The organism is Dietzia lutea (assembly GCF_003096075.1).
In the GTDB taxonomy this organism is placed as follows: domain Bacteria; phylum Actinomycetota; class Actinomycetes; order Mycobacteriales; family Mycobacteriaceae; genus Dietzia; species Dietzia lutea.
The window spans coordinates 1,206,122-1,220,186 of the sequence record NZ_CP015449.1; the positions used below are offsets into that span (position 1 = coordinate 1,206,122).

6 protein-coding genes are annotated in these 14,065 nt (G+C 73.0%); 3 read left to right on the forward strand and 3 right to left on the reverse strand.

Annotation, left to right across the window (positions count from 1 at the left end):
- Positions 1-3 precede the first annotated feature (3 nt).
- Positions 4-1,650 (reverse strand): sodium-dependent transporter, encoded by a 1,647-nt coding sequence (locus A6035_RS05465; protein WP_108846937.1) that lies wholly within the window; start codon positions 1,648-1,650, stop codon positions 4-6.
- Positions 1,651-1,799: 149 nt separating this feature from the next.
- Here A6035_RS05465 and A6035_RS05470 point away from each other — a divergent pair, with 149 nt between their 5' ends.
- The 3 genes from A6035_RS05470 (at position 1,800) to A6035_RS05480 (ending at position 12,667) form a co-directional block, all read left to right on the forward strand.
- On the forward strand, positions 1,800-2,363 hold the full coding sequence (locus A6035_RS05470) for a hypothetical protein (protein ID WP_108846938.1): 564 nt from the start codon (positions 1,800-1,802) through the stop codon (positions 2,361-2,363).
- A 327-nt stretch (positions 2,364-2,690) separates the two neighbouring features.
- On the forward strand, positions 2,691-12,125 hold the full coding sequence (locus A6035_RS05475) for a type I polyketide synthase (RefSeq protein ID WP_244192547.1): 9,435 nt from the start codon (positions 2,691-2,693) through the stop codon (positions 12,123-12,125).
- Positions 12,122-12,667 (forward strand): holo-ACP synthase, encoded by a 546-nt coding sequence (locus A6035_RS05480; protein WP_108846940.1) that lies wholly within the window; start codon positions 12,122-12,124, stop codon positions 12,665-12,667. Before A6035_RS05475 ends, A6035_RS05480 begins: the two co-directional genes overlap by 4 nt.
- Positions 12,668-12,728: 61 nt before the next feature.
- Here A6035_RS05480 and A6035_RS05485 read toward each other — a convergent pair whose 3' ends face one another.
- Positions 12,729-13,475, reverse strand: a complete 747-nt coding sequence (locus A6035_RS05485) for a TetR/AcrR family transcriptional regulator (RefSeq protein ID WP_108846941.1) — start codon at positions 13,473-13,475, stop codon at positions 12,729-12,731.
- A gap of 7 nt (positions 13,476-13,482) precedes the next feature.
- The gene (locus A6035_RS05490; protein ID WP_108846942.1) at positions 13,483-13,989 is read right to left on the reverse strand and encodes a peroxiredoxin; all 507 of its coding nucleotides are present in this window, start codon (positions 13,987-13,989) and stop codon (positions 13,483-13,485) included.
- Positions 13,990-14,065 lie beyond the last annotated feature (76 nt).

Here is a 14,065-nt window from a genome sequence, read left to right on the forward strand (position 1 = left end):
CGATCAGCCCTCCTTGCGGATGTCGTCGGTGCGCGTGGTGGTGGCACCCTGGTCGGTGGAACTCGCGCTGTCCACCCGGTCGAGTTGATCCGTGTAGTAGACGTCGCTCGGGTCGTCGTCGGTCGGCGGCGGGCCGTCGAGGTGACGGGCCCCGCGCCACGGGAGCAGCGAGAGGATGACCGACAGGACGAGGATGGTGGCGATCATGCCCCAGCCCCACACGCCGAGGACGGCGGCGTCATATCCCTCGTACGGCTCCGAGATGAGGCTGCGGACCTCGCCGAACAACGCGTAGGCCAGCACGATCGGGGTGATGACCGCCATGCACACGATCCAGATCGGTCCGACCCGGAACGAGGAGACCGAGTTGAGGTGGTCGCGCAGGGTCGGGCCGAGGCGCAGGGCGAACATCACGACGATCAGCGCGATCAGCGAGATGCCGACGATGCCGATGCTGTTGGCGAACTTGTCCATGATGTCGAGGTTTTGCAGACCCGTCTCGGTGGGCATCAGCAGGATCGAGACCAGTGCCATTGGCCCGCCCACGGCCAGCGCCGCGGTGAGTCGGGAGACGCCCACCTTGTCCTGGAAGGACGAGATGACCACCTCGACGATCGAGATCATCGACGTCAGGCCGGCCAGGATGAGGCAGACGAAGAACACGACGCCCCAGATGGGGCCGCCGGGCATCTGCGAGATGAGCGCGGGGAAGGCGATGAACGCGAGCCCCGGGCCGCCGCCGACGTCGTCCCAGCCGGCACCCGCGGCCGAGGAGACCAGGAAGCCGAGGGTCGCGAACACACCGATACCGGCGAGGACCTCGAACGCCGAGTTGGAGAAGCCCACGACGAGACCGGAGCTGGTGAGGTTGGACCTGCGCTTGAGGTACGACGAGTAGGTCAGCATGATGCCGAAGCCCACCGACAGGGAGAAGAAGATCTGCCCGTACGCGGCGATCCACACGCCCGGGTCGGTCAGCACTCCCCAGTTCGGCGTGAAGAAGTTGTTGAGTCCGTCCAACGCGCCGTCGAGGAACAGGGAGCGTACGACCAGTGCGAGGAAGAGGACGATCAGCAGCGGGATGAAGAGCATGGCCGTGCGGCCGATCCCCTTCTGGACCCCGGCGATGAGCACACCGAGCGTGAACACCCAGACGACCACCAGGATGACGGTGATCATCGGGACGAAGTCGAGGCCGAAACCGGAGCCCGCGCGGAGGAAGTCCTCCGTGAAGAAGGTCGCGGTCTCCTCGTAGGTCTCGCCCCACCGTTCGTCGACGGAGAACCACGCGTAACTCGCCGCCCACGCGAGGATCACCGCGTAGTAGACCGCGATGACGAACGACACGAGTACCTGGATCCAGCCGATCGGCTCGGCGAAACGGTTCATGCGGCGGAAGCTCAGGGGAGCGGAGCCCCGGAACCGGTGGCCGATGGCGTAGTCGAAGAACAGCAGCGGGATACCGGCGGTGAGCAGCGCGACCAGGTAGGGGATGAGGAACGCGCCGCCCCCGTTGTCATAGGCGACGAAGGGGAAGCGCCAGATGTTGCCCAGGCCGACGGCCGAGCCGATGGCGGCGAACACGAACACGGAGCGCCCCGAGAACGCCTCGCGTCTTCTGGTACCGCCCGTGGCGGCGGGTGTGGACATGGATTCCTCCTCAGCGGGGGAGCGGTCGGATGCTCAGGTGTGAGCCGTGCTCCGAGTCCCCTACTTCTAGTCGGACGGTTGCCATTTGGTGATCATTTCGACGCAAGTCGGGTACTCGATCACGTGGCTGGTGTGATTAGGGTAATCCCATGAGGCACGAATTAGGAGGGCGGACCGCGAATCGGCTGCTGGTCGCCGCAGCGCTCGTGACGCTCACCGCCGGCGCGGCGTCCGTCGCGGCCTCCCCGCGGACTCTCGCCCCGGCCGGCCCGGCGGCCCCCACCGCGGTGGCCCACGTCGAGCCGGTGGGCGCGTCCGTCCCGGCCCCGGCGGTCCTGTCGCCCGCGGACGTCGTGCGCGAGACCGGCCGGTGGTTCTCGCACGGCCGCACCCTCGAGCTCCGGCCGGACGGCACGGGGACGTTCGCCGTCTGGACGGGGGCGTTCGACGGCCACCGCGTGCAGCTCCGGCTCATCCCCGCGCCCGGGGAGGCGACCGTCGCCGAGGTGGTGGCGGTCGACCGCGTGGGGGCCGGGGCGCTGGCGCCCGACGAGGTGCCCGGCATCGGGGGCCTGGTCACCGTGTCGTTCGGTCAGGCGGCGCGGACCGCTCACGTCGAGTGGTCGTCGGGACCGCGCAGGCTGGCCGCCGATCTCTGCGCGGCCGAAGGGCTCGACGCCCGGGCGATGGAGGAGCTGCGCTGCGGCGCCTGAGCGCGGCCCCGGAAGCGCCGGCGCCCGGCCACGGAACGGTGGCGACACGCCCGCGTGGGCACCGCGAGCCCCCGAACTCGATATAACGATTAGATAACGGCCGCGCAACCAAACCTGAGGGCACCCTCACCTGTAGATATGAGGCGCGCGTCATGTCTTTTTGTGGCGGGCATCACCGCCTGGGGGAGGGTTCCGACCGCCGATTCGGTCGGTCGTACCCGGTCAATCTGAGGGGTCCCTCAACTTTGTGTGGCAATCTGTGCGCTGCGCCGAAACCGGTCACCGATTCCGGCGATGTCCCTGACGCAGTGCCAAGGAGTTCCCCACGTGACGATCGACGACCGCGACCTCACCCCCCGCCCGCTCGAGACCGGGTTCGCGGCCCGCCGCGCCGCCCGCGCCCTCGCGGACGAACTCCGTGAGGGTACGGCCTATGCGCTCGCCTTCGGCGGCCAGGGGATCGCCTGGCGCGACGCGCTCAGCGATCTCATCGACGGCACGGGGATCGGTCCCGAGCTCCAGGACCTCGTCGACGCCTCCGTCGCCCTCACCGAGCCCGTCCACGACGAGATCGCGGTCGTGCGGACCCACGGTTTCCGGCCCATCGAGTGGGCCAACACCACCACCGGCGAGGACGAGGACGCGGCGGATCTGCCCGACGACGCCTCCCTGTCGGCCGCCGCGGTCTCCCTCCCCGCGGTCCTGCTCACCCAGATGGGTGCACTGCGCGCCCTCGCGGCCGAGGGCTTCGACGTCAACGACACCGCCCCGGCGGCCGTGGTCGGCCACTCCCAGGGCGTGTTGGCCGTGGAGTCGGTGGAGACCTTCGGGTCCATCGACGACCGGCTGCTGGCCGTCGCGGAGCTCATCGGTGCCGCCGCCACCCTGGTCGGGCGGCGCGTGGGTCTGTTCCGCCGTGGCCAGGCCAGCCCCATGGTCGGGGTGTCCGGGATCGACGGCGAGGCCCTGCGATCGCTGGTCGACGAGCTGTTCTCGGACGTCGACGCGTCGATCCGCCCGGCGGTCTCCATCCGCAACGCGCAGCGCCGCCACGTCGTGGTCGGTCGGCCGGACGACCTCGAGGACCTGCGTCGGCACTGCGCCGACCTCGAGGCCGAGTCGCGTCGTCGCCGCGAGGCCAAGCTCACCGGCGGCGAGGTCTTCGCCCCCGTCTTCGACCCGCTCGACGTGGAGGTCGGCTTCCACCACCCGGCGATGGCGCCGGCGGTCGAGATCGTCTCCCGCTGGGCCCGCGCCTGCGAGCTGGACGTGGAGCGCGCCGTCCACCTGGCGCGCCAGGTCTTCATCGAGCCGGTCGACTGGGTCGAGGAGATGGCCGAGGCTCTGCACTCCGGCGCGCAGTGGATCCTCGACATGGGCCCCGGCGAGGCGCTGACCCGCCTCAACCGGTCCGTGGTCCGCGGTCAGGGCGTCGGCGTGGTCGCCGCGGCCACCCGCGGAGGCCTGCGCAACCTGTTCACCCCGGGCGCCACTCCGCCCATCGAGCGGCCGTGGACGGCGTTCCAGCCCCAGCTCATCACGCTGCCCGACGGCAGCGTCCACGTGGAGACGTCGTTCACCCGCCTCACCGGGCGTTCGCCGATCCTGCTGGCCGGCATGACCCCGACGACCGTGGACCCACAAATCGTCGCGGCCGCCGCGAACGCCGGCCACTGGGCCGAGCTCGCCGGCGGCGGGCAGGTCTCCGAGGCGATCTTCGCCGAGAACACCCGCCGCCTGGCCGAGCTGCTCGAGCCAGGCCGCAGCGCCCAGTTCAACTCCCTGTTCCTCGACCCGTACCTGTGGAAGATGCAGGTCGGCGGCAAGCGCCTCGTCCAGCGCGCCCGCGCCGCGGGCATCCCCTTCGACGGCGTGATCGTCACCGCCGGCATTCCCGAGCTCGACGAGTCGGTGGCCCTCATCGAGGAGTTGACCGAGGCGGGCCTGCGGCACGTCAGCTTCAAGCCCGGCACCGTCGCGCAGATCCGCCAGGTCGTGCGGATCGCCGCCGAGGTCCCGCACATGCCGGTCATCGTGCAGGTCGAGGGCGGCCGCGCCGGCGGCCACCACTCGTGGGAGGACCTCGACGCCCTCCTGCTGTCGACCTACGGCGAGCTGCGTGAGCGCCCCAACGTCGTCCTGTGTGTCGGCGGCGGCATCGGCACCCCCGAGCGGGCCGCCGACTACCTCACCGGCTCGTGGGCCAACGCCCACGGCTACCCGGCCATGCCGGTCGACGGCATCCTCGTGGGTACCGCCGCCATGGCGACCCTCGAGGCCACCACCAGCCCGCAGGTCAAGCAGTTGCTGGTGGACACCACGGGCGTCGACGCCTGGGTGGGCGCGGGCCAGGCCGAGGGAGGCATGGCGTCCGGCCGCAGCCAGCTCGGCGCGGACATCCACGAGATCGACAACACTGCCGCGCGTACCGGACGCCTCCTCGACGAAGTGGCCGGCGACGCCGAGGCCGTGGCCGCCCGTCGCGACGAGATCGTCGCGGCGATCAACGGCACCGCCAAGCCCTACTTCGGCGACCTCGACTCCATGACCTACGAGCAGTGGCTGCGACGGTTCGTCGAACTCTCGCTCGCTCCCGGCGCCGACGGGTCGGTCGCCCGGGATGACGACGCGTTCGACGTGGGCGGCGACTTCGCCTACGCCGTCGCCGACGGCACCCGCTCCGTGTGGCTCGACCCGACCATCCGCGAGCGCTTCCACCGCATGGTCCAGCGCACCGAGGCCCGCCTCGACGCCGCCGACAGCGGGCGCATCCACTCCGCGTTCCCGCGCGTGGAATCGATGGAACGCCCCGCCGAGGTGATCGACGCCCTCGCCGCCCGCCACGCCGAGCTCGCGAGCGCCGTGCTGCACCCGGCCGACGCCGCCGAGTTCCTCGACATCTGCCGCATGCCCGGCAAGCCCGTGCCGTTCGTGCCCGTCGTCGACGCCGACGTGCGCCGCTGGTGGCGCTCGGACTCGCTGTGGCAGGCCCACGACCCGCGCTACGACGCCGACGCCGTGTGCGTGATCCCCGGGACCACCGCCGTGGCCGGCATCACCCGCGTCGATGAGCCGGTCGGCGAGCTCCTCGACCGCTTCGAGGCCGCCACCGCCGACCGGGTCCGCGGCTACATGCCCGCCACCGAGGCCGTGTCGAGCCGCCGTCGCGGCGTCGTCACCACCGCAACCGGCCCCGTCGCCGACGTGCTCAACAGCCCCGACGTCACCTGGGCCGGTCGGCTCGTCATGAACCCGGTCCACCGCCTGGGCGTCCTGCACGCGTGGGAGATCGACGCCGACGGCATCGGTCGCCACCCGGTCTCCGGCGCCGTCCTCACCCCGGACACGGACGGGCAGACGGTCGATCTGACGCTGCCGATCGGCCCGGCCGAGATGACCATCGCCATCACCGTGGGCGACGCCGTGGCCACCGGTGCCGCGCCCGTCGTCACCGATGACGCCGCCGAGTCCGCCATGCGCACCCTGCTGGCCACCGCCGCCGGTGTCGGTCGCGGGGGAGCGGGCGGCACCCGGATCGACGCGCTGCCCGAGGTCACCGACGGCGTCGCCACCGCCCGGTTCACCTTCGAGCCGACCCTGGCCACGGACCACACGGGCGTCACCGCCGGCAGCCTGCCCACCTCGCTCATGCCGTCCGCCGGAGTCCCGGACGCCCTCGTGGGCGCCGCCTGGCCGACCGTCTTCGCCGTACTCGGTCAGACGCGTCGCCCGCGCGGCACCGGCACGGTCGTCGAGGGGCTGCTCGACCTGGTCCACCTGGACCACGGCATCCGCATGCACGCGGCGCTGCCGCAGGAGACGGCCGACCTCGTCGTCGTCGCCCGGTCCGGCGGTGTCCGCGACACCGACCTCGGCCGCGTCGTCGAGGTGTCGGTCGAGGTGGCCGCGGAGGCGCGCGACGGCTCCCGCACCCCCCTGTGCACCCTGTCCGAGCGTTTCGCCATCCGCGGGCGCACCGGTGGGGCCGAGGTCGGCGACCCCCGCCCGGCCGGTGGCGCGCTGGTCACCCCGTCCGGCGGCGTCGCGGAGCCCGCGGAGACCACGCGCCAGCAGCGCGTGTCCGCCACGCTCACGGCCCCGCACGACATGACCGCGTTCGCGCTGGTCTCCGGCGACCACAACCCGATCCACGTCTCCGACACCGCGGCCGAGCTGGCCGGCCTCGGCGGCGTGATCGTCCACGGCATGTGGCTCTCGGCCGCCGCGCAGCACGCCGTGCGGGCCTCGGACGGCAGGACCCCCGCCCTGCGGATCGCCGGCTGGACCGCCCGCATGCTCGCCCCGGTCCGCCCGGGCGACCACATCACCGTCCGCGCCGTGCAGACCGGCCGCCACGCCGGCGGGCAGGTCCTCGAGGTCACGTGCACGGTCGACGGCGCCACCGTCATGGCCGCCACCGCGCTCACCGAGGCCCCGCGCACCGTCTACGCGTTCCCCGGCCAGGGCATCCAGGCCAAGGGGATGGGCATGGAGGGGCGCACCCGCTGCCCCGCCGCCCGCGAGATCTGGGACCGTGCCGACACGCACACCCGTGAGGCCCTGGGCTTCTCGATCCTGGCGCTCGTCCGCGACAACCCGACCGAGGTCACCGTCCGCGGCGAGGTCCACCGGCATCCCGACGGCGTGCTCTACCTGACCCAGTTCACCCAGGTCGCCATGGCGTGCCTGGCGGTCGCCCAGCGGGCCGAGCTCGAGGCCGACGGCCTGCTCGTCGACGGCGCCTACTTCGCCGGCCACTCGATCGGTGAGTACGACGCCCTGGCCGCCATCTCCGGCGTGCTGGAGCTCGAGCCGCTGCTGGAGATCGTGTTCCAGCGTGGCTCGACCATGCACCAGCTGGTCCCGCGTGACGCGCAGGGTCGCTCGGACTACCGCATGGCCGCCATCCGCCCGTCGCAGATGGGCATCTCGGACGAGGACATCGCGGAGTGGGTCGCCGACGTGGCCCGCGAGTCCGGCGAGTTCATCGAGATCGTCAACTACAACCTGGCGGGCTCGCAGTACGCGCTGGCCGGCACGGTCGCCGGCTGCGCCGCGCTGGAGAAGGCGGTGAACCGGGAGCTCGAGCGCTCGGGCGGCAAGAACGCCTTCATCCTGGTGCCCGGCATCGACGTGCCGTTCCACTCCACGGTGCTGCGCGGCGGCGTCCCGGACTTCCGGGCCACCCTCGACGCGCTGATCCCCGAGGACGTGGACATCTCGGTGCTCGTCGGCCGCTACATCCCGAACCTCGTGCCGCGCCTGTTCAGCCTCGAGCGCGACTTCGTGCAGGAGATCGCCGACCTCGTGCCGGCGGAGGCCCTGGACGACGTCCTCGCGAACTGGGACGCCTGGGCCGCCACGCCCACGCGACTGGGCCGCCTGCTGCTCGTGGAGCTGCTGGCCTGGCAGTTCGCGAGCCCGGTCCGCTGGATCGAGACGCAGGAGCTGCTGTTCACGCCGATCGAGCGTGGCGGCCTCGGCGTCGAGCAGTTCGTCGAGGTCGGTGTGGCGAACGCCCCGACCGTCGCGAACCTCGCCTCCAAGACCCTCGACCTGCCCACCCACCGCGGGCCGCGCGCCCAGGTGATCAACGTCGAGCGCGACTCGGCGACGCTGTACGGCACCCTGCCGCCCAGCGTGGAGGGCGACGACGACGAGACGGACACCGACACCGGTTCCGCCTCCACCCCGGCCGCCGGTCAGGCGGCCCCCACAGACCCCGCACCGGCCGTCAACACCCCCGGCACGGCCGGTGCGGACCGATCCGAACCGGCAGCCCCGGCTGCCGCCGCCCCCGGCGCTCCCCGCCCGGACGACCTGGAGTTCGGCGCACCCGCCGCCACCCGAATGCTGGTGGCGCTGCGCACCAAGGTCCGTCCCGAGCAGATCGCCGCCGGCGACTCCATCGAGACGCTGTGCGACGGCGTGTCCTCGCGCCGTAACCAGCTGCTGCTGGACCTGGGCACCGAACTGAGCCTGGGCGCGATCGACGGTGCCGCCGAGGCGGACTTCCCGACCCTGGCCGACCAGGTCTCCCGCCTGGCGCGCGGTTACGCCCCCTTCGGCCCCGTCCTGTCGGACGCGGTCGGGGAGGCCCTGCGCGCGGTCCTCGGCCGCACCGGCAAGCGCCCGGCGTACATCACCGAGCGCGTGACCGGCGCGTGGGAGCTCGGCGCGGGCTGGGCCCACCACGTGACCGCCGAGATCGCGCTGGGCACCCGTGACGGCGCCTCGATCCGCGGTGGTGACCTCGCGACCCTCGACGCCTCCGGCGTCAAGGACGTCGCCGGCCTGGACGCGCTCATCGACGCGGCCGTGCAGGCGGTCGGCGCCGCGCACGGCGTGTCCGTCGCCATGCCCTCCTCGGGCGCCGGCGGCGGCGGGGTCGTCGACTCCGCCGCGCTGACCGAGTTCGCCGACGAGCTCACCGGGCGCGATGGCGTCCTGGCCGAGGCCGCGCGCGGCCTACTCACCCGGCTCGGGCACCTCGAGCCGGAGGCCGTCGACCTGTTGGCCGACGCCGATCCGGACTCCGAGCTCGCGGACCTCGTGGCCGCCGAGCTGGGCGCCGACTGGCGCCGCGTGGTGGCCCCGGCTTTCGACGCCGGCCGCGCCGTCCTGCTGGACGACCGCTGGGCCTCGGCCCGCGAGGACCTGGCCCGCCTGTGGACCGCCTCGGACCTGCCGGCCGACGCCGCGGAGGCCTTCCGCGGCGCGGGCGAGATCGTCGCCGAGCAGGCCCGCTGGTGGGCGGCCCGGGCGACCGATGCCCGGCGCGACGCCCTGGCCACGGCCTTCCGGGAGATCTCGGAGGCCGCGGCGGAGGAGTTCGTCGGCGAGTACGCGGGCGACGTCGCCGTCGTCACCGGCGCCGGCAGGGGTTCCATCGCCGCGGCGGTCACCGGCCGCCTCCTGGCCGGTGGCGCCACCGTGGTGGCCACCACCTCGAGCCTCGACCAGGGCAAGCTGGCGTTCTTCAAGGACCTCTACCGCTCCCACGCCCGCGGTGGCGCGGCGCTGTGGGTCCTGCCCGCCAACATGACCTCCTACTCGGACGTCGACGCGCTGGTCGAGTGGGTCGGCTCGGAGCACGCGGAGTCGGCCGGTGGCCAGACCACCGTGCTCAAGCCGGCGCTCACGCCGACGCTGCTGTTCCCGTTCGCCGCACCGCGCGTCCAGGGCTCGATGGCCGACGCCGGCCCGCGGGCCGAGACGGAGATGCGCGTCCTGCTGTGGAGCGTGGAGAAGCTCGTCGCCGGGCTCGGCGCGATCGGCGCGGACACCGACGTCGACTCCCGCCTGCACGTCGTCCTGCCGGGCTCGCCCAACCGCGGGATCTTCGGTGGCGACGGCGCCTACGGCGAGGCCAAGGCCGCCCTCGACGCCATGATCGCCAAGTGGGGTTCGGAGAAGGCCTGGTCGCAGCGGGTCACCTTCGTCCACGCGATCATCGGCTGGGTCCGGGGCACCGGACTCATGGGCCACAACGACCCGCTCGTCGAGGCCGTCGAGGCCGCGGGCGTGTCCACGTGGTCCACCGAGGGGATCGCCGGGGAGCTGCTGCGCTGGTGCACGCCGGACTTCCGCTCCGCGGCCGGGGACGCCCCGGTCACCGTCGACCTCACCGGCGGGCTCGGAACGGCGGACCTCGACATGGCCGCGCTCGCCGCGGACCGGCCCACCGCCTCCGCGACGACCTCGACCGAGGACGCGGCCGGCACGATCGCCGCGCTGCCGTCGCTGCCGACGGTCGCCGCCGACGAGCGGCCCGAGTGGGGCGAGGTCACCCAGGAGCTCGAGGACATGGTCGTCATCGTGGGCGCCGGCGAGGTCGGCCCCTACGGCAGCGCCCGCACCCGCTTCGAGGTGGAGACCACCGGCGACCTCACCGCCGCCGGCGTGGTCGAGCTGGCCTGGTCGACGGGCCTGATCACGTGGGAGGACTCGCCGCGCGCGGGGTGGACCGTCACGGCCACCGGCGAGGCGATCGACGAGGCGGACATCGCCGAGCGGTTCCGCGACGAGGTCCTGGCCCGGGTGGGCGTGCGCACGTACGCCGACGACGCCCGCGCCGAGATGTTCGACAACTCCGCACCGCAGCTCACCTCGGTGTTCCTGCCGGAGGACCTGTCCTTCGTCGTGGACGACGAGGCCCAGGCCCGTGCCTACCTCTCGGACGACCCGGAGAACACCGTCGTCACGCAGAGCGAGGACGGGGAGTGGACGGTCACCCGCAAGGCCGGCACGGAGATCCGCGTGCCGCGCCGCACCACGCTCACCCGCGTGGTCGGCGGCCAGATCCCGACCGGCTTCGACCCCACGGCGTGGGGTATCCCCGCGGACATGGTCTCCGGCATCGACCGGGTGGCCGCGTGGAACCTCGTGGCCACCGTGGACGCCTTCATCTCGTCGGGCTTCACCCCGGCCGAGATGCTGGCCCACGTCCACCCGGCCGATGTCGCCAACACGCAGGGCACCGGCATGGGCGGCATGACGAGCATGCGCTCGCTGTACATCGACGGCATCCTCGGCCGCAGCCGCGCCAACGACACGCTGCAGGAGGCGCTGCCCAACGTCGTGGCCGCGCACGTCATGCAGTCCTACGTCGGCGGCTACGGCTCGATGGTCCACCCGGTGGCGGCCTGCGCCACCACCGCGGTGAGCGTCGAGGAGGGCTTCGACAAGATCCGCGCCGGCAAGGCCGAGTTCGTGGTCTCCGGCGGGTTCGACGACCTGTCCATCGAGGGTATCCAGGGCTTCGCCGACATGTCCGCCACCGCCGACTCCGCGGCCATGGCGGCCAAGGGGATCGACGAGCGGTACTACAGCCGGGCCAACGACCGTCGTCGCGGCGGGTTCGTCGAGTCGGCCGGCGGCGGCACGATCCTGCTCGCCCGTGGTGACGTCGCGGCCCGCATGGGCCTGCCCGTCCTGGGCGTGGTCGGCTGGGCCGGCTCGTACGCCGACGGCGCGCACACGTCCATCCCGGCCCCCGGGCTGGGTGCGCTGGGTGCCGGTCGCGGCGGGAAGCGCTCGCCGCTCGCCCGCGGCCTCGCCCAGCTGGGGCTGACCGCCGACGACGTGGCCGTGGTGAGCAAGCACGACACCTCGACCAAGGCCAACGACCCCAACGAGTCGGACCTGCACGAGCGTCTCGCCGAGGCGATCGGCCGGTCCGAGGGCAACCCGCTGTTCGTGGTGTCGCAGAAGACGCTCACCGGCCACGCCAAGGGCGGTGCCGCGGCGTTCCAGCTCATCGGGCTCACCCAGATGCTGCGGTCGGGCACCATCCCGCCCAACCGCTCCCTGGACTGCGTCGACGACGTGTTGGACGACCACCGGCACCTGGTGTGGCTGCGCGAGACCCTGCAGCTGGGCGGCGACCTGCCCCTCAAGGCCGGCCTGCTCACCTCGCTGGGCTTCGGGCACGTCTCCGGCCTCATCGCCGTGGTGCACCCGGAGGCCTACCACCGGGCCGTGGCCGCGGCGTACGGCGAGGACGAGGCCGAGCGCATTCGCGAGGTCGGCCTGCGCCGCGAGCGCGAGGGCGCCCGCCGCCTGACCGACGCGATCTACGGTGGCGAGGCGCTCTACACCCGCCCCGAGGCCCGTCGCCTCGGTGAGGGCTCGGGCGACGAGCTCAAGGAGCGCGAGGCCGCGGTCCTGCTCGACCCGGCCGCCCGGGTCGACGCCGACGGCGTGCTGTCAGCCGGTGTCGCCGCGGAGGTCGCAGAGACCGCGGAGCGCTCCGGGCGGTGACGACCGGGGTGAGAGGCGTCGGGGTCGACATCGTCGACCTCGGCGCCTTCGCCGCGTCTCTGGCCGAACCGGGGACGCGGCTCACGCGGGCGTTCTCGCCCACCGAGCGGAGGCAGTGTCGCGAACGCGCCGAGGCCCGCGGGGCCGACCGGGCGGACGGGTTCTCGTCGTCGTCGCCGTCGTCACCTACGTCAGCGTCGCCCGCGGCGTCGTCCCCGCCCGGGGCGGTGACACCTCGCCGCGACGAGGACCCGCTGGCCCGCCACCTCGCCGCCCGCTGGGCCGCGAAGGAGGCCGTCGTCAAGGCGTGGTCCGCGGCGCTGTACGGCGCGCCCCCGCCCATCGCGCCGGACCTACTGCGCTGGGCAGAGATCGAGACGGTGTGCGACGCCTGGGGCCGGCCGACGGTGCGGCTCGGGGGCGAGGTGGCTCGCCAGGTGGCCGCGACCCTCGGCGAGGACGTGCGCTGGAACGTCTCCCTCAGCCACGACGGCGGCTCCGCGATCGCGTTCGTCGTGCTCGAGGGGCCGCTGGGCGGGTAGGCGCGCCGCGGCGGGGCGGCCTGGCGGCGGGGCGTGGCGACGGGGGAGCGGCGAGGCCGCCTCAGTCGGCCTGGGCCTCCTTCTCCGCCAGCCACAGGTAGGCGGTGAGCATCCGCTTGAGCTCGGTGACGGTCGCGTCGTGCATGTCCTCGCCGCCGGCCGAGCCGCCGGTGTCGCCCGCCTCGCCGCCGGGCACCGGGCCGGCGCTGACCGAGAAGTTCAGCATCGAGTAGGCCACGTGCACCAACACCTCGGCCATGAACGCGCGACGCTCCCGCTCGGTGGCGGGCATGAGCGGCGCGAGGACGCTGGCGATCATCCGGGCGATCTCCCGCTCGTTCACCGCGGCCGTGGCCCGCGTGGCGGGGGTGGCCTGGGTGGCCAACCAGACCGCGCGCCGCGACGGATCCCGGAGCCACAGGTCGGCCAGGTGGTCGAGGAAGTCGTTGAGCAGCTCCGGCCAGTCCAGCGCGGGGATCTTCTGCGCGAAGCGCTCGACCTCCTCGATCACGCCGTGCGCGTCCTGGCGGTCGAGCTCGCACACCAGGACGTACTTGTTGGCGAAGAACTGGTACAGCGTCCCGATGGGCACGCCCGCGCGCGACGCCACCTCCTCGCAGGTGAACGAGTCGAAGCCCACCTCGACCAACACTTCCCGGGCCGACGACAGGAGCGCCTGGAACTTCCGGCGGCTGCGTTCCTGGATCGGCCGGCGGCGCGGGACGAGGATGTTCGGTTCGTCCTGGACGGCCTCGTCGGTGGTATCCCGTGACGGCTCGTGGGCGCGCTCGGACGATTCGGTCGGCATGGGTGGGTCAGCCCTCCGCCGGCTGCGGCTCGGGGAGCTCGACGCCGAGCAGCTTGGCGATCATCGCCACGTGCCCCTTCGCGCGGACGTTGTACCGAGCCATCGAGATGGTGCCGTCGGACTCCACGACGAAGGTCGAACGGATCACGCCCATGACGGTCCTGCCGTAGTTCTTCTTCTCGCCGAAAGCGCCCCACTCGGTGAGCATCGTCTTGTCGGGATCGGACAGGAGCGGGAACGTGATGTCGTGCTTGTCCCGGAACCGGGCCAGCTTCTCGGGCGCGTCGGGGGAGACGCCGACGACGCCCATGCCCGCGTCCCGCAGCTGCTGGAGGGCGTTCTCGAAGTCCACGGTCTCGGTCGTGCACCCCGGCGTCATGGCCGCGGGGTAGACGTAGACGAGCACCTTCCCGTGCTCCGCGAGGAGATCCTGCAGCGACGTGGGCGTGCCGTCGGCGTCGGGGAGGGTGAACGCGGGGGCCGGCTGGCCCACCTCGAGCCGTGGTGTGGTCACCGGTGCTCCTGGGGTCGAGTCGGGGCGTCGGACCCTCCCAACCTATCCGATGCACCGGCGCTCGGGCGCGGATCGA